The organism is Nocardia sp. NPDC058705 (genome assembly GCF_042749305.1).
In the GTDB taxonomy this organism is placed as follows: domain Bacteria; phylum Actinomycetota; class Actinomycetes; order Mycobacteriales; family Mycobacteriaceae; genus Nocardia.
In genome coordinates this window covers 34052-49960 of record NZ_JBHYRN010000001.1, presented here as the reverse complement: position 1 = coordinate 49960, position 15909 = coordinate 34052, and the positions used below count along the sequence as shown (strand labels likewise).

General features: G+C 67.4%; 15 protein-coding genes. 4 read left to right on the top strand and 11 right to left on the bottom strand.

Going from position 1 to position 15909, the window contains the following annotated elements; genetic code table 11:
* Position 1: 1 nt before the first annotated feature.
* Positions 2-484: a nitroreductase family deazaflavin-dependent oxidoreductase gene (locus ACFW6D_RS00235; RefSeq protein WP_379323170.1), complete on the bottom strand. Its 483-nt coding sequence runs from the start codon at positions 482-484 to the stop codon at positions 2-4.
* Positions 485-825: 341 nt separating this feature from the next.
* On the opposite strand from ACFW6D_RS00235, the gene ACFW6D_RS00230 reads away from it, so the two are divergent.
* Together ACFW6D_RS00230 and ACFW6D_RS00225 are read left to right on the top strand one after the other, a co-directional pair.
* Complete coding sequence (locus ACFW6D_RS00230) at positions 826-2148, top strand: family 1 glycosylhydrolase (RefSeq protein ID WP_379323168.1); 1323 nt, start codon at positions 826-828, stop codon at positions 2146-2148.
* Positions 2149-2186: 38 nt separating this feature from the next.
* On the top strand, positions 2187-2909 hold the full coding sequence (locus tag ACFW6D_RS00225; protein ID WP_379323167.1) for a TetR/AcrR family transcriptional regulator: 723 nt from the start codon (positions 2187-2189) through the stop codon (positions 2907-2909).
* Between the two features lie 11 nt (positions 2910-2920).
* On the opposite strand, the gene ACFW6D_RS00220 is transcribed toward ACFW6D_RS00225, so the two are convergent.
* The 4 genes from ACFW6D_RS00220 to ACFW6D_RS00205 form a co-directional block, all read right to left on the bottom strand.
* On the bottom strand, positions 2921-3919 hold the full coding sequence (locus tag ACFW6D_RS00220; protein WP_379323165.1) for a diiron oxygenase: 999 nt from the start codon (positions 3917-3919) through the stop codon (positions 2921-2923).
* A 146-nt stretch (positions 3920-4065) separates the two neighbouring features.
* Positions 4066-4659 (bottom strand): hypothetical protein, encoded by a 594-nt coding sequence (locus ACFW6D_RS00215; protein WP_379323163.1) that lies wholly within the window; start codon positions 4657-4659, stop codon positions 4066-4068.
* 87 nt (positions 4660-4746) lie between these two features.
* On the bottom strand, positions 4747-5487 hold the full coding sequence (locus ACFW6D_RS00210; RefSeq protein ID WP_379323161.1) for a TetR/AcrR family transcriptional regulator: 741 nt from the start codon (positions 5485-5487) through the stop codon (positions 4747-4749).
* A gap of 7 nt (positions 5488-5494) precedes the next feature.
* On the bottom strand, positions 5495-6208 hold the full coding sequence (locus ACFW6D_RS00205) for a MerR family transcriptional regulator (protein ID WP_379323159.1): 714 nt from the start codon (positions 6206-6208) through the stop codon (positions 5495-5497).
* Between the two features lie 100 nt (positions 6209-6308).
* On the opposite strand from ACFW6D_RS00205, the gene ACFW6D_RS00200 reads away from it, so the two are divergent.
* Together ACFW6D_RS00200 and ACFW6D_RS00195 are read left to right on the top strand one after the other, a co-directional pair.
* Positions 6309-8036, top strand: coding sequence for a GMC oxidoreductase (locus ACFW6D_RS00200; RefSeq protein ID WP_379323157.1), 1728 nt, complete (start codon positions 6309-6311; stop codon positions 8034-8036).
* 102 nt (positions 8037-8138) lie between these two features.
* On the top strand, positions 8139-9074 hold the full coding sequence (locus tag ACFW6D_RS00195) for an NAD-dependent epimerase/dehydratase family protein (protein WP_379323155.1): 936 nt from the start codon (positions 8139-8141) through the stop codon (positions 9072-9074).
* Between the two features lie 3 nt (positions 9075-9077).
* Here the strand turns inward: ACFW6D_RS00195 and ACFW6D_RS00190 are convergent, their stop codons facing one another.
* From ACFW6D_RS00190 to ACFW6D_RS00165, 6 genes are all read right to left on the bottom strand, one after another.
* Positions 9078-9959, bottom strand: coding sequence for a DUF5995 family protein (locus tag ACFW6D_RS00190; RefSeq protein WP_379323153.1), 882 nt, complete (start codon positions 9957-9959; stop codon positions 9078-9080).
* A gap of 105 nt (positions 9960-10064) precedes the next feature.
* The gene (locus ACFW6D_RS00185; RefSeq protein WP_379323151.1) at positions 10065-11642 is read right to left on the bottom strand and encodes a regulator; all 1578 of its coding nucleotides are present in this window, start codon (positions 11640-11642) and stop codon (positions 10065-10067) included.
* 15 nt (positions 11643-11657) lie between these two features.
* Positions 11658-12335 (bottom strand): cysteine hydrolase family protein, encoded by a 678-nt coding sequence (locus ACFW6D_RS00180; RefSeq protein ID WP_379323149.1) that lies wholly within the window; start codon positions 12333-12335, stop codon positions 11658-11660.
* The gene (locus tag ACFW6D_RS00175; RefSeq protein ID WP_379323147.1) at positions 12332-13714 is read right to left on the bottom strand and encodes an allophanate hydrolase; all 1383 of its coding nucleotides are present in this window, start codon (positions 13712-13714) and stop codon (positions 12332-12334) included. Before ACFW6D_RS00175 ends, ACFW6D_RS00180 begins: the two co-directional genes overlap by 4 nt.
* Positions 13715-13771: 57 nt before the next feature.
* Positions 13772-14434 carry a GntR family transcriptional regulator gene (locus ACFW6D_RS00170; RefSeq protein WP_379323145.1) on the bottom strand — a complete coding sequence of 221 codons (663 nt, stop codon included), beginning with the start codon at positions 14432-14434 and terminating at the stop codon, positions 13772-13774.
* A gap of 42 nt (positions 14435-14476) precedes the next feature.
* Positions 14477-15784 (bottom strand): hypothetical protein, encoded by a 1308-nt coding sequence (locus ACFW6D_RS00165; RefSeq protein ID WP_379323143.1) that lies wholly within the window; start codon positions 15782-15784, stop codon positions 14477-14479.
* Positions 15785-15909 lie beyond the last annotated feature (125 nt).

Here is a 15909-nt window from a genome sequence, read left to right as displayed (position 1 = left end):
ATCAGGCGATGCGGTCGAGGCGGAAGATTCGGAACTCGCGACCGGCGGCGAGCTTGTATTCCATTTCGTAGCCGGGCCAGAACTCGACGACCTGGTCCCACACGGGCTTGCGGTCGACACCGGTGATCTCGGCGACGGTTACCGGGAAGGCGGAGCTGCCGTTGAAACGGGCTGATGCGGTGCTCGCCGCACGGAGGTTCGCCGACCAAGCCGGATGCTGAGGTTTACCCCAGTTCGAGGCGACGAGAAAGAAGCCGTCACCGTCGGGGACACACAGCAGCGAGGTGGTACGCGGCTGGCCGGACTTGCGCCCGACCACCGTGATCTCGATCGACGGCAACCCGGCCAGATCGAGAACCCCGCGCCGTCCACCCGTGAGTCTGCGCAGCAGGCGCTCGGCAGGCAGCACGACGCCTGCACCATGCATCGCCCATGACTGCACGGCGATCAGGCGCGCGAGGCGCTGCGAGGGATTCCGAACCATTCCCGAATCCTGGCTCGAGCGAACCGGATTCGCCCACTCACGACCGGGCGCTGAGAGGGAACTCACTCGATCGACCGCGCCGTAGCCATCGACCTCGCGCCAGAGCGGAACCCCTCCCCTGTCTGTGCTGGTGAGTGCTTGTTCGGTTGGCACATGTCGAGAGCTGTGATGTGGATGCGGACCGAGGGTGAATACATATTTAGATGCGCATATCTACATAACCACATGTAGTAATGGTGACTGCTTCCAATGTCCGCCGCTCCGTTCCAATTCCCCCGCACAACCACCGCGATATCGCACACTGATCTCACCCCCCTCCTCCCCTAGCTGCCAGGAGCGCCATGCCCTCCCCCAGCGGTCGCCGCTTCCTCGCTACGGTCGCTCTGGCCGCCGCTGCCCTGCTCGCGACCAGCCCCTCCCCTGCCCTCGCCAGGCCACCGGCGCCAACCCACTTGGCACCTCTCGGGCCCGAATTCCTCTGGGGCGTGGCTGCTTCCGGCTTTCAAGCCGAAGGGGATGCGCCGGACAGCAATTGGCGTCGCTATGCCGAATCCGGTTCCACCGCCGACCCGTATCTGAACTCGGTCGACTTCCGCAACCGCTACCGCGCCGACATCGCCCTTGCCGCGAAACTCGGTGTGCGCGTGTATCGCATCGGCATCGAGTGGGCGCGGGTGCAACCGCAACCGGGCGTGTGGGACGAGGCGGCGCTCGCGTTCTACGACGATGTCGTCAGCGCCATCACCGAGGCCGGCATGCGGCCGATGCTGACCCTCGATCACTGGGTATATCCGGGCTGGGCGGCTGACCGCGGTGGGTGGCGCGATCCGGCGATCGTCGCGAACTGGCTGTCCAACGCTCGTCTCGTCGTCGACCGTTTCGCCGGGGCCGACCCGCTGTGGGTGACGTTCAACGAGCCGACGTTCTATCTGGTCAACGAGCTGCGCCACGGCGGGATCGGCGCCGCGGACGTCCTCACCATGGGTGAACGAATCGCCCAGGCGCACAACAGCATCTACGACTACATCCATGCCGTGCACTCCGGCGCGCAGGTGAGCAGCAATGTCGCCTACATCCCCGGCGTCGACGATGCGATCAGCGGACCACTGCTCGATCGGATCTCGGCACGCCTGGACTACATCGGCATCGACTACTACTACGGCCTGTCCCCCACCCAGCTCCAACTCCCCGATCCCGACAAACTATGGACGCTTCCGCTACAGCCCGAAGGTATCTACTACGCGCTCGACCACTACGCGCGAAAGTTCCCCGGCCGACCGCTCTACATCGTCGAGAACGGCATGCCCACCGAGAACGGGCGCCCCCGCGCCGACGGCTACACCCGAGCGGATTCGCTGCGCGACACCGTCTATTGGCTGCAGCGTGCGGTCGCCGACGGTATCCCGCTGATGGGTTACAACTATTGGAGCCTCACCGACAACTACGAATGGGGCTCCTACACACCACGTTTCGGCTTGTACACCGTAGATGTGCTGACGGACCCGACGCTCACCCGCACACCCACCGACGCGGTCGCGGCCTACCGGGCGATCACCGAAGCCGGCGGCGTCGCCCCCGACTACCGGCCGACGCGCCCCGTGGCTCCGTGTTCGCTCGTCGACGGACTCGCCAGTTGCACTGATCCGGTATCAGTGCCTCGGTAGCGGTTTGAAGCATCGTCGATTGCTCTACACTCGGGCGGGTGTCCAGCACAGCGTCACGCCCCTCCAACGCCGTGAGCGGCAGGCAGGCCCGGTGGCAGCCGCACAACGACAGCCGCCGCGAGCGGATCGTGCTGGCCGCGGTCGAGTTGATCGAGCAGGCGCCCGCCGGTGTCGAGGTTCCGATCGTGCAGATCGCCGAACACGCCGGTCTGGCGAAATCGGTGATCTACCGGCAGTTCGCGGGCCGTGACGAGCTGGATCGCCGGGTCAGGACCGAGATCGCCGACCGCTTCGTCGCCGACATCGAAGACGCGCTCGACATCGCCGAGGGTTCGATCCACCAGATCCTGGTGCGCACGATCGGTGGCGTCGTGACCTGGATCCAGGACCACCCCCGATTACGTGATTTCCTGCGGACCGGCCCGTCGGAGGCCGACCCCGATATCGATGCGATGAGCGCGCTCATCACCACCATCGCGGGGTCGACCAGGGCGCTGGTCACCGGCCTTGCCGGGGTCATCGGCGTCACCGACGAGGCCTCGGCAGACACGATGACTTTCGCCATCGTGTCGATGACCGAGGCCACCGTCACCCGGTGGGCCAACGACCCGAGCCCGGCGTTGTCCAGGGATCAGCTGATCGAGGAGGTCGCCTCCTACGCCTGGCACGTGGTCGACGGTGTCGCCCGCCGCCACGGCCTGAACCTCGACCCCGACCAGCAGCTGACCGATATCATCACGCAGCTGCTCGCCGGCGCCTGAACCGCGCTCACTCAGGCGACGCGGCGCGCGCTCCGTTCGGGCTCGCTGCGGTAACGCGACACGGGCCCGTCGATGCCGAATTTCCGCCACAGCCACTTCGCGGTGGGGTTCATCAGACCGAGGTCGGTGGCCAGCTTGCGCATGTCGCCGAAGTAACCGGCCAGGATCTCCTGGGAATGATCCGACTTCCAGAAGGCCTGCTCGATGACCTCGCGCGGAATGTCGAACTCGCGCTCGAACGACCGCGGCGGCGCCATGATCTCGTTGGCGAGCCAGCGCATCGCGATCGGGAACGCCACCGAGCAGACACCACGATTGAACTTGCCCATCCGGCCGATGTGGGCGGTGAGGAAATCCCCCGCGAAGGAGATGTGGCGCGCCTCCTCGGCGATGTGGATCTGCATGGTGCGCAACACCATCGGCGGGAGCGACGCACCCTCGCGGATCATTGCCTTCTGGTAGTGATCGATCGGTTCCTCGCCGCCGAGGATGCCGATGAACAGGATGACGTGGGCGTAGCCGCCCGCAACCCCGATCAGTGGCGAGAGTGCCCGGAACAGCGGCCGCATGCCCGGCACGTCGACGTCGATGCGGTTGACCAGTTCCTGGAACATCTGGATGTGGTTGCACTCTTCGGTCATCTCGTGCAAGCAGTACCGGAACTCGGGCGAGCCGTTCGGCAGCTTCATGATGTATTGCATCATTCCGCGGATCAGCACGCTCTCGAAGGCGGCACCGACCTTGATCGCGTTGGCGGTGCGCCACTTGCCGATCTCGATACGCCGTTCGAGGGGTTGGTCGCGGTACCACTGCGTAGCGCCAAGGGGGTCGACATTCGGTGAGAGAACCCACCGCACGTCGTTCGGGTCAAGGGCGAGCTCGGGCGAATCCCAGTCGATATCGAGGTAGGGATCGAAATGACGGTCGACAGACCCCTGCGACAGGGTTGCCAATGCCTCTCGGTACTCCTCGGTGATGAGTCCGCCACGGCTCGATTCAGTCAGCGTCATCGGTGCCTCCTCGGGTTGCGCGTGACGATGTACCCGGCACTGTTAGCGCCGTCACACCGTGACTCAAGAATAACTGAGACTGCCGGTCCCACGCAATCCTGACGCGATAAAACTCCACACCGAAAACCATCGGCCCGAACGATCGCCTATTCGACGAGCAGAACCACCAACTGACGAGCCAGATCGACGTCGCCGGGGCCACCGAGCCAGATCAAGGGGCGGCGTTGGTCGAGGTGGTCCAGGGCTTCCGGGAGCGCGGCGTAGATGCGGTCGGCACGCACGACGCACACCTGGGGAATCGGCTCGGAGACGTCGGGTCCACCGTCGACATCGAGGGCCAGCGACCCGGTCGACGCGTCGCCTGCGACCGCATCACGCACCACCGCGTCGCCGGATTCCGCCGAGTCCGAACCGCTGTGGACAACCAGGTGGCCGGGCGCGCCCGCCCAGTGATCCAGCCACGCCGGGCCGGGTTCGACCGCGGCGAGCACTGTCTGCACACTCATGCCGTAGAGCACGTCGGCGACCGCGGCCGGCAGACCGGCGACGTCGACGGTGCGCACCACCGAGCCGTGCTCGCGTACCCGTTCGACGAACCTGGCGAGCACCTCGGCCCGCTCGGCCGGGTCCACGAGCGCGTGCCTACCCGTCGACCGGCGCATAGGTACCCGGCGCTCGTCCTCGGGCAGGTCGAGCAGCCCGTCACGGACCCGGCGCAAGATCTCCTCGCGGGAATTCACTCGCCGCACTCTCCTTCGTTTGGCGACACACCCGCGTCGCCGTTCACGCATTCCTCTCCCCACATACCGCGGGAACTCTTCAGATCGCTACCGTACCGACCGGTCCACACCATCCGGGCACGGCACGACGAAGCCGAGCAGATGCAGTAGCTGATCGATGTTCAGGTCGAAGATCTCGGCGCGATCAGCGAAGGTGTCGCGGCCGTACATATCGAACACGTCGAAGTTCACGGCGCCGAACAGCGTGGTCCAGGCGGTGAGGGCGGCCGCGATCACCCGATCGGGAGCGGCGAGCCCGAACTGCTCGCGGATCGTCGCGAAGTCGGCCGCCGTCCGCGGAGTAATTGCCGGGCCGGTCGTCGGGCCGCTGAGCAGGCCCTGACGGTAAGCGCTGTCGACGATGCCGAGCAGAGTCGCGATCACCCGGACGCCCGGCGCCTCGGTGTCGGCGGCGGGCGCGGCATAGCCGGGGACGGGCGTGCCGAAGAGCAAGCCGTACCAGGCGGGCTCTTCCATGGCCCATGCACGGATGGCTCGCGCGGTCACCCGGAAACGGGTCGCGGGATCTTCCGGTGCGTCGAGCAGTGCCGCGTCGACGGCGTCGCCGAGTGCGTTGTAGCCGTCGACCACCAGCAGGGTCAGCAGCTCGTCGCGACTGCGGACATACCGATACACCGCCGAGGACACGACACCCAGGTCGCGCGCGACAGCGCGTAGCGACAAAGCCGCGGCGCCCTGGGTGGCGAGGTGCTCGCGGCCGATACGTTTGATGTCGGCGATCGTCTGCGCGCGAGCGAGGGCGCGCGGACCGGGTCGGTCGGAGCTCATGGTCCGATCATCGTCCACTCGCGGCGCGAGCAGGCGCACGGTGGGCCGCTGTGTCTTCTTCGGCGGCGGCCCGTTCGACCTCCGCGGCGAGGGTGGCGCCGCCGACCTCCCAGGCCATGGCGAGCAATCGGTCGCGGAAGCGGCTCAGGTCCACTCCCACGCCCTCGCCGCCGTAGCCGGTGCCTGCGGCGTCGCGCACGGTGTGCACCAGTTCGTCGGCGAGCACGGCGATGCGCGATTGGATCATGGTCCGCAGCACCCCGCTGAGCGTGACGTCGATGCCGACGTCGTAGAGGACGAGCGCGGCCTTGAACATCGAGTGGTCCTCGATGAACCAGCGATCACCACGGCGGGCCAGATACCCGGCCGACACGAGTTCGGCGAGCACGTCGGCGCCGCGGTCGCCCAGCAGCACGACGAGTTCGGCGTCGTCGATGAAGGACGAGCGTTCCACGGCCTGGCTCGCGCGCGGATCGAACAGCGCGCGCCAATCACCGGCCTGCGGTTCGGTGTCGAAGACCTCGCGGATGGCCTCCAGTCGCAGCCCGCGGGCCTGCATCGCGACGATGTCGCGCAACCGGTCCAGGTGCTCGTCGGAGTAGACGACTTCCTTGCCCGCGCGGCTGGGTTTCGGCAGGACGCCGAGTGAGTGGTAGTAGCGGATGGTGCGCGACGCCACGCCGCTGACGTCGGCGAGTTCCGCTCGGGTGTATCGGGCCACCGGACCAGCATAGGTCGAGCCGTGAACCTACTTTGACAGCTCTGGCTGTCGCCATTAGCGTTACCCGCGTCACTGTCGACACCGATCGAGGAGCTCCCCCATGCCCGAGCGCACCACCGATTTCGACGTTCTGATCGTCGGCTCAGGCTTCGGTGGCAGTGTCACCGCACTGCGCCTGGTGGAGAAGGGCTACAAGGTCGGCGTCATCGAAGCCGGTCGCCGCTTCGCCGATGACGAGCTCCCCAAAACCAGCTGGGACCTGCGCAAATTCGTGTGGGCACCCAAGCTCGGCTGCTACGGCATCCAGCGCATCCACCCGCTGCGCGACGTCCTGATCCTGGGCGGCGCCGGTGTCGGCGGTGGCTCACTGAACTACGCCAACACCCTGTACGTGCCGCCGGAGCCGTTCTTCCAGGATCCGCAGTGGCGCGAGATCACCGACTGGCGCACCGAACTGACCCCTTATTACGAGCAAGCGAAGAAGATGCTCGGTGTGGTGACAAATCCCCACATGACACCGGCCGACGAGATCTTCAAAGCCGTCGCCGAGGACATGGGCGTGGGCGAGACCTTCGTACAGACTCCCGTCGGCGTGTTCTTCGGAACCCCGGGCGAGACCGAGGCCGACCCGTACTTCGGTGGTGCCGGTCCCGAGCGCACCGGCTGTGTGGAATGTGGCGACTGCATGGTCGGCTGCAAGTTCGGCGCCAAGAACACCCTGGTGAAGAACTACCTCTACCTCGCGGAAAAGGCTGGGGTGCAGGTCATTCCGATGACCACTGTGTCGTCGCTGCGGCCGCTGCCCGACGGCACATGGGATGTGACCACCGAGCGCACAGGCGCCTGGGTGCGCAAGGCGCCCAAGACCCTGACCGCCAAGCATGTGGTGCTCGCGGCGGGCACTCTCGGCACCCAGAAGCTGCTGCACTCGATGCGCGACGAGGGAGCGCTGCCGAACCTGTCGGACAAGCTCGGCCTGCTCACCCGCACCAACTCCGAGTCGATCGTCGGCGCGGCGACCAGGACGCTCGGCCCGGATCAGGACTTCACCAAGGGTGTCGCGATCACCTCGTCGATCCACCCCACGCCCGATACCCACGTCGAGCCGGTCCGCTACGGCAAGGGCTCCAACTCGATGGGCATGCTGCAGACGCTCATGGTCGACGGTGGCGGTCGATGGCCGCGCTGGCTGCGGTTCCTCGGGCTTGTGCTCACCAATCCGCTGACCTTCCTGCGGTTCATGAGCACGAAGAACTGGAGCGAGCGCACCATCATCTCCCTGGTGATGCAGCACCTCGACAATTCGATCACCACCTACACCAAGCGCGGACTGTTCGGCGGACGCAAGCTGACCTCCAAACAGGGCCACGGCCAACCGAATCCGACCTGGATCCCCGCGGGCAACGATGTGACACGACGGGTCGCCGACAAGATCGGCGGCGTCGCCGGCGGCACCTGGGGTGATGTGTTCAATGTGCCGATGACCGCGCACTTCCTCGGCGGTGCGGCGATCGGCGCCGACCGCGAGCAGGGCGTGATCGACGCCTACCACCGCGTGTACGGCTACCCGACGCTCAGCGTCGTCGACGGCGCCGCCGTGTCGGCCAACCTCGGCGTCAACCCGTCGCTCACCATCACCGCCCAGGCCGAGCGTGCGGCCGCGTACTGGCCGAACAAGGGCGAGGTCGATACCCGTCCCGAGCAGAGCGCCGGTTACACCAAGATCTCCCCGGTCCGCCCGAACCAGCCGGTCGTGCCCGCCGGTGCGCCTGCCGCGCTGATGCTGCCGATCGTCGAGATCCGCAGTTCGGAGAAGACCGCTGGCTGATTCGACGAAAGATGGCCCCGGCCTTGTGGTTACCCACCGCGAGCCGGAGCTGTTTCGTCTCCCGGACACGTAACATCGCTGCTGACGACGGGGAGGCCTGCGATGGCGGTACTGGTTCTGGGCGGATACGGCACGGTCGGTGCGCATCTGGTGCGATTGCTGCGCGCCGAGGGGATCCCAGCGGAAGCGGCCGGGCGTGACGCGGCCCGGGCGGACCGGGTGGTCGATGTAAGTGACGGCGCCAGTGTCGACGCCGCCCTGGCCGAGACTTCCGTGGTGGTGAATTGTGTAGGCGCGGAGGATGTTCAGCTGGCCAGGACCTGCGCTGAGCGTGGGATCACCTTCGTCGATATCTCGGCCACATCGGACTATGTGCGGTCCCTCGAGGACATCGACCGGCCCGCGGTGCTCGGTGTCGGGTTGGCGCCCGGACTGACGACCCTGCTCGCCGTCGACGCGCTCGAGCAGCACCGCGGCCCTGTCGACATCATGATCGGCCTCGGCTCCGGCGAAACCCACGGCCCCGCCGCGACCGCGTGGACCTACCGACTTCTCGGTCAGCGGTTTCCCGACGCGGACGGCACGAGCATTCGCAATTTCACCGGGCGACAGAGCTTTTCACTACCCGAGGCGGCCGGTTATCGACCGTTTCCCGCCGTGCGCGCCGACTTCGCCGATCAGCATCGCCTCACCCGCGAATTCGGCGTTCCGGTGCGCACCTACCTTCGCCTCGACTCCCGGCTCGCGACTCTCGGTCTCGCCGCTCTCACCTGGGCGCCCGCCCTGCAGTCGCGCGCGCCCGCCCACATGCCGGGGAGCAGTGACCGCTGGGTCGCGCTCACTCGAGCCGCGGACGGATCGACCAGGTCGGCGAGTGGCCGTGGGCAATCACTGGCGACAGCCGTGGTCGCGGCCATCACGGTTCGCACGCTGATCCGCAACCCCGTTTCGGAGCCGACCTGGATCCACCAGCTTCTCGCGCTCGACGACATCCGTCGTGACTCGCTCGCGGCCGAGTTCCGGTTCGACCAATCCTGACGATCAGAGTGCGTTGATGCGGGCCAGTGCCTCGAAGGCCAGATCGCCCGCCTGCCACAACGCCGAGATCTCGGTGCGGATAGCGGGCGCGAGGGCTGGGTCCTGCAGGGCGAGACCATTGGTGAAGATCACCGTGTTCGCGCCGAGGTCGGCGGCGATGAGCATCTGTTCGGTGGCGACTCCGGCGCCGAACAGCTGGTCGAGTCCCTCGCCGACGAAGTAGAACCGCCACAGCGGGCCGAGATCGGCGCCGTAGGCCGCCTTCGTTCGATCGATGATGACGTCGCCGACCGAGGCGATACCCGCCACGATCTTGAAATAGTCCGGTGCGTTCTCGGGCTTGCTACCGACCGCCGCCACCGCATACGTCAGGTCGACGGTCAGATGTGCGTTGTAACCGGCCATGGCCGTGCGAGCACGGGATGCCCCGCAGTCCTTGGCGAGCGAAAAGTAATGCGCCCATTGGGGTTCTGCGATGCCGCCGGTGAACTCGGCATGCAGGTTGTCGAGGAATCGACGCAGCAGGTCGAGGCTGATCGCGTGGGCGTACTCACGGTCGACGAAAGCGGCGGGGTCGCGCTGCATCGGCATCACCGCGGCGTATTCGACGCCGTCGAGCCCGATCGCGAACAGCCCGCGGAGGTCACGGTGCTCAACGAGGATCTCGGTGATTCGATGATGGCGCGCCACCGCGTCCTCGAGCCGGTCCAGGCTGTCGGCGCCGTCGATCGCCGACGTGTCGGACAACCGCGCGAGTTCGGCGATGTCGGTCTGCGACAAGGTCGATCCGCAGGCGGTGTCCTGCACCGCGCCCGCCGCCGGGCCTACGGGCAACGCCAGCGCCACGACCGTGACACAGGCTGCGATTCCACTCGATACACGCACGCGCTGATTCCACCACCTCATCCGGCTGTTCGTACATCGACGCGCGTGCCGACACGCCCAGCAGGCATGTCGGCACCGCGATTTCCTACTCTCCAGCTACCGAGGTCAGCTGGCTTCTACGGCGGTCTCGTCGGCACGCGTCGCAGGTAGCACCGAGTAGGCCAGACAGACCAACGCGAAGAACAAGTACCCCAGTGCCACACCGGGCGCGGCAGCCCATTCCACCGCGTGCGCGTGGATCAGTCCGATCCAGCTCAGTCCCGCACCGATGAGCGCCGCCGCGCCCGCCGCCCTGAATCGTTTGTCGAGAACGAACGTGACGATCGCGCCGAGCACCAGACCGGCAAGCACCGCACCGGACCCGAACACCTTCAGCCCGTCATAGACCACACCCGCCTGCCCGAGAGCGTCGGACCCGACCTTCGTCGCCGAGGTCCCCGCCGCGGACAGCGCGTTGTCGATCTGGGTGACGGCCCACTCCGCCAGGTTGGGCAGCAGGGCGGCCACGACCGCGACCGCGTGGATGCGCGGCACCGCCTGAAACGCTTGCGCACCGATCAGCAGGCCGATATAGAGCAGGATCGGGACGATCGCCGGTATCGGCAGCAGCGTCGCGAGAATGCCGAAAAGACCGAGCAGACACATGATTCCGATGGTCAGACCGCTGGCGAGCGAGTAGCCGGTGCGCCCGCCCGCGTCCTTCCATCCGGGGTGGCCGATGTAGACCGCGGGCGGGAACGGTGAGCCGAAGCCCGCACCGATCACCGCGCCGAAGCCGTCGGCCAGCAGCACGCTGCGCAGGTTGTAGTTGTCGCCCGCTGCCGCGGCGCTTTCCACATTGCTCATGGCTTCGGTGAAGTTGTAGATGCCCAGCGGGATGGCGGTGGCCAGCAGCGGGGCGAGGTTGCTCAGCCCGTCGAAGAGCAGGCCGAGGCGCAGATCCGGCAATCCGAGCGCGATGTCGTGCGCTGCCTGGGCGACGTCGGGCGCCGACATGTACCCGCCGATCCAGCCGATCGCCGTGCCGACCAGCAGCGCGACCAAGCCGACCGGGATATTGCCCGGCAGTTTGATGTCGGTGAAGAAGCCGATCAGGATGATGGCCAGCACCGGCAGCCCGATCCAGGCGACCTCCCACATCTGCGCGGCGGGGCGCATGGCGATGAAGGTGATCGAGATACCGGCCAGCGTGCCGAGCATCGCGGCCCGCGGGGTGACCTTGCGGATGTAGGGGCCGACGAAGGCGCCGATCATCACGATCACGCCGATCATGAAGGCCCAGGCCAGACCGGCTGCCCATGCCCGCAACGGATCTCCGGTCGCCAGGTAGATCGGCAACATCACCACGAACACCACGATGAACATGTGCGGCACGCTCGGCCCGTAGGGCAGCGCGGTGACATCGGAGCGTCCTTCGCGGCGGGCCAGGCGCCGCGCCAGCACCATGTAGTAGAGGTTGCCGAGTACGAGGGCGATGCCGAGGGCGGGCAGCACCGTGCCGAGGACATCGGTACTGGGGATCTTCACCACGGCGATGGTGAGGGTGGTCAGAGTGAGGACGTTGACCAGGATGTTGAACGCCAGCCCGAAGAAGGCGTTGGTATCTCCCCTGGTCCACCACGGAAGTGCCAGTGGCGCAGGTTGTTCCGGAGTGGTGGTCTCTTTCGAGGTGTCGACGGACATGGTGGATCCTGTTCGCTAGGCCGTGACGGTGGTGCCGAGTGCGGCGATGACATCCGCGGAGTCGGCCACCCAACCGAAGATCGCGCCCTGGGCCGCGATCATCGCCAGTCCGACGCGCTGGAATTCGGGAAAGTACGAGCCGACGCAGTCCGCGACGACGAGGCATTCGTAGCCGCGATCATTGGCCTCGCGGACGGTGGTGTGCACGCAGACCTCGGTGGTGACACCGGTGACGAACAGGGAGGTGATCGAATTCTGCTGCAGCACAGTGGCGAGTTCGGTCCCGTAGAAGGCGCCCTTGCCCGGCTTGTCGATGACGGTCTCACCGGCGACCGGTGCCAGTTCGTCGATGATGTCGTGACCGTACTCACCGCGGATCAGGATGCGTCCGAAGCGGCCTGGGTCACCGATGCGCTGAGAGGGGTTGCCGCGCAGCAGTTTCGCCGGTGGGCAGTCGGAGAGATCGGGCAGGTGGCCTTCTCGGGTGTGGATCACCGTCATGCCCGCCGCTCTGGCGGACGCGAGCAAGGCGGCGAGGGGTTCGATGACCGTGCGCAGCAGCGCCACGTCGTTGCCGAGGCTTTCGCCGAAGCCGCCGGGCAGCAGGAAGTCTCGCTGCATGTCGATGATGACGAGCGCGGTCGTGGTGGGGTCGAAGGTGAACGGGCCTGGGGTGGCAGGGATTTCGGTCATCGTCGCTCCTGGAGAGATACCGGGCCGAGGTGGTGGGGCAGTGCCGCGGTGCGCGGTTCGTCCAGGAGCCATGCGGCGGCGGCGAGAACGACGTCGTCGGCCAGTGCCGGGCCGAAAACCATGAGCGAGACCGGCCTGCCGTCGCGGGTGGTGCCCGCGGGGACCGCGATCGCGGTCAGGTCAAGGAGGTTGCCGAAGTGGGTGTAGTGGCCGAGCACGGTGTTGGTCGCGATGGGGTCGGCCAGCACCTCTGGCACCGTGAAGGTAGTGCCGATGGTCGGCACCACGACCACGTCGACCTCGTCCCACATCCGGGCCACCTCGGCACGCAGTTCCTGCAATCGTTGCTGGGCGCGGAACACGTCCACCGCGCTGAATTGCCGTCCACTGTCGAGGATTTCCCTGATCACGGGCAGGATCGAGTCCGGCTTCTCGGTCAGGAACTCCTCGAATTCGACCAGGCGTTCCGCCACCCACGGGCCTTGATAGAGCAGCGCGCCCGCCGCCAGAAACGGTGTGAGTGTCGTGTCGACGCAGCTGAATCCCTTGCCGGGCAGCCTGTCCCGCGCGCCGAGATGTGCCGCGCGCATGGCGTCGTCACCGAAGAACTGGAGTTCGTCCGGCGCCGGTAGTCCGAGGCGGATCGGACCGCCGGGGAATCGCGCTCCCCTGGCTCTGGTCCACGGGTCCTCGTGATCGATCGCCATGATCACATCGGCGACCAGGTCCAGGTCCTCGACGGTGCTCGCCATGAGGGTGAGGCAGTCCAGCGATTTGCACGCGGGCACGAGCCCGACGGTGCTGATCAGGCCGCGCGAGGGCTTCCAGCCGACGATGCCGTTGAGCGCGGCGGGCACCCGGCCCGAACCCGCGGTGTCGGTGGCCACACAGAACGGCACCTGGCCGAGTGCGACCGCGAGCGCCGATCCGGAACTCGAACCGCCGGAGATCAGGTCGCCGCCGAAGACGCTGCGCGGCACCGGGTATGGGGTGCGGGTGCCGTTGAGGCCGGTCGCGAACTGGTCGAGATTGGTCTTGCCGACGAACAGCGCACCCGCGTCGAGCAGCCGCTGCACGGCCGGCGCGGTGCGGGTGGCGAGGTAGGCGTAGTCGGGGCAGGCCAGCGTTGTCGGGTAGCCGGCGACGTCGATACTGTCCTTCACCCCGAACGGCACGCCGTACAGCGGCAGCGTCCGTGCGCCCGGCATCCGTTCGATAGCCGCTGCGGCGGTGAGTAATTCAGCACGGGGTACCGGGGTGATCCAGGTGCCGTCGTCGCCGCGCGCGGCGATCGCGTCGGCCACCCGCGCCGCGGTTCTGGTCGGGGAGCCTGTGCCTTGATGCTGGGCGAGAATCTCCGTGACCGTAGAGCCTGTCATGTTGTCGATTGTCGACAGAATGCGTGACGGCGGTGGGCTCCGTGTGTTTCGGATGCGTTAGGAGATACCGAGTTTCAAGTATGTTTGCTCGCCGTGGCGGCGGAGCGCGGTCTCCGCCCGGAGCGGGTCGTTGGTCTCCAGCGCGGCGAGCAGCTCCTGATGCCTGCGCACCCCTTCCCGACGGGCGCCCACCTCGGTTTCCTCACGCAGATTGCGTGCCATCGCGAGCTGCAGTTTCACGAGGACCTGCTCGTACACCAGGTCCAGCTGCCGATTGCCCGCCAGCGCGACGATTTCGGCGTGGAAGCGGCGATGTGCGTCGTCGCGGGCGACCCAGTCCTTGCGCCGGTCGGTGGCGGTGAGCTCCGCGAGGGCGGTGCGTACGCGCCCCAGACGTAGATCCTCGCTCGGGAGCGCGACGGACAGCGCGTGCTGTTCGAGGGCCCGCCGCACTTCGAACAGCTGCACGATGTCGTGCGCCGACCACACCACCACGCGATACCCGCGGCGCGGCAGATGTTCGACCAGGCCCTGTTCGGCCAAGCGGCGCAACGCTTCCCGCACCGGCGCGCGACTGATACCCAACTGCGCGCACAGCGCTTCCTCGCCGACCCGCTCCCCCGGCGCCAAGGCACCGCTGAGCACCACCGCGCGCACGTGTTCGGCGGTCATCTCCACCAGACTCGCCGGGAGGTCGGTCGAATTCGATGCGGCCGTCATGAGTCGAGTCTACGAACACCGACGGCGCGGGGTTCGCCGCCGCTAGACCAGGCGCAGGCTGTTGATCATCTTCTTGGCCTGGTCCGCGGTGAGTTCGCCGGTAGCGTTGCGGTCGACGAGGATGGTCAGCACCAGGACGGTGCCCGCGGCATTGCGGAAGCCGAAGGTGTAGATGGAGTACGCGTTCGCGGTGCAGCCAGGGACCGCCGGGGCCCACGGACCCGAGGATTCCACGAACTGACCCTCGATGCCGCTCTGGGTTTTCATCGATGTCGCCGCCGTGACCTTGCCGCCGGTCGGGTCCGAATAGCCGCCCTCAGCAGAGCTTTTCGCGATGGTGGTGGCGGCCGCCGCCAGATCCTTCTCGGTAGTCGAGGTGACCGCGGCCATCGCACGATAGGCCGAGCCCGCGCAGTAGGCTTGGCCCTCGGTGGCCTGGCCGCGCCCGTCGATCGTGGCGAAGTTGTTGGTGATCTCCAGCGGATCTGTTGCGGCGTGGATCGTCCAGGCGGTCGGCACGTCGTAGGCGACGCGATAGGTCGGGATCAACACGCCTTTCGAGCCAGGGGCGATCGGCGCGGTGCTGGTGCCCGACAGCGGAGCGGCTTTTGTCGTCGTGATGGCTGTCGAACTCGGCGCGGCCGAGGTTTCGTCGGAGGAGCCGCCCGCGAAGGCCAGCGCGACTGCCACGCCGACCGCCAGCACCACGACCACGGCGACCACCGCGATGATCGCGCCTTTGCCACCTTTACGAGGCGGCGAATACTGCTGCGGCGCGCCGGAATAGCCGTACTGAGGCTGGCCGTATGCCGGTTGCCCGCCGAATGGTTGCTGGCCCGGTCCGACCTGCTGCCCGTACGGCTGCTGGCCGACCCCCGGCTGCGCCGGGTACTGGCCCTGCCCCGTCGGCGACTGCCCATACGGTTGCTGCCCGATCCACGGCTGTCCACCCGCCGGCGGCGCATATGGATGCTGCCCGCTACCGGGCTGACCCGGTCCCGGATGCTGCCACTGCTGCCCGGTCCCGGGCGGCCCGACCGGCTGCTGACCGAAAACGGTCGGGTCCGCGGGCGGGTGCTGTCCGCTGTAGGGCTGGGCCGGTGGTGGTTGCCAGGGCGGCTGTTGGTCGGCGGGTTGCGCGAAGACGGTCGGCGGCGCGATCGGATGTTGGCCGCTGCCGGGTGGGGTCGGCGGCGACTCCGGGGTGGGCGGCGCGCCGTCCTGTGGTCGGGCCGCCGGGTCGTTGGGCTGCCGCAGGAGGGTGGGGTCGGCGGGAGGTTGATCGGCGGGTTCAGGGGCGGCGCCCGACATTCCGGGTGCCTCCCACCACCGATCGGCGTCGTTTGCCACGTCCGTAGTCCTTCCTCGCCCTCTGACGCCGCGACCGTCGAGCACGGGCCGCGTTCGGTCAGATCCACCCGTCAGCGTAATGGTCAGGAGCCGCTGTCGAGTACTCGAAAACATGCGATCGAAAC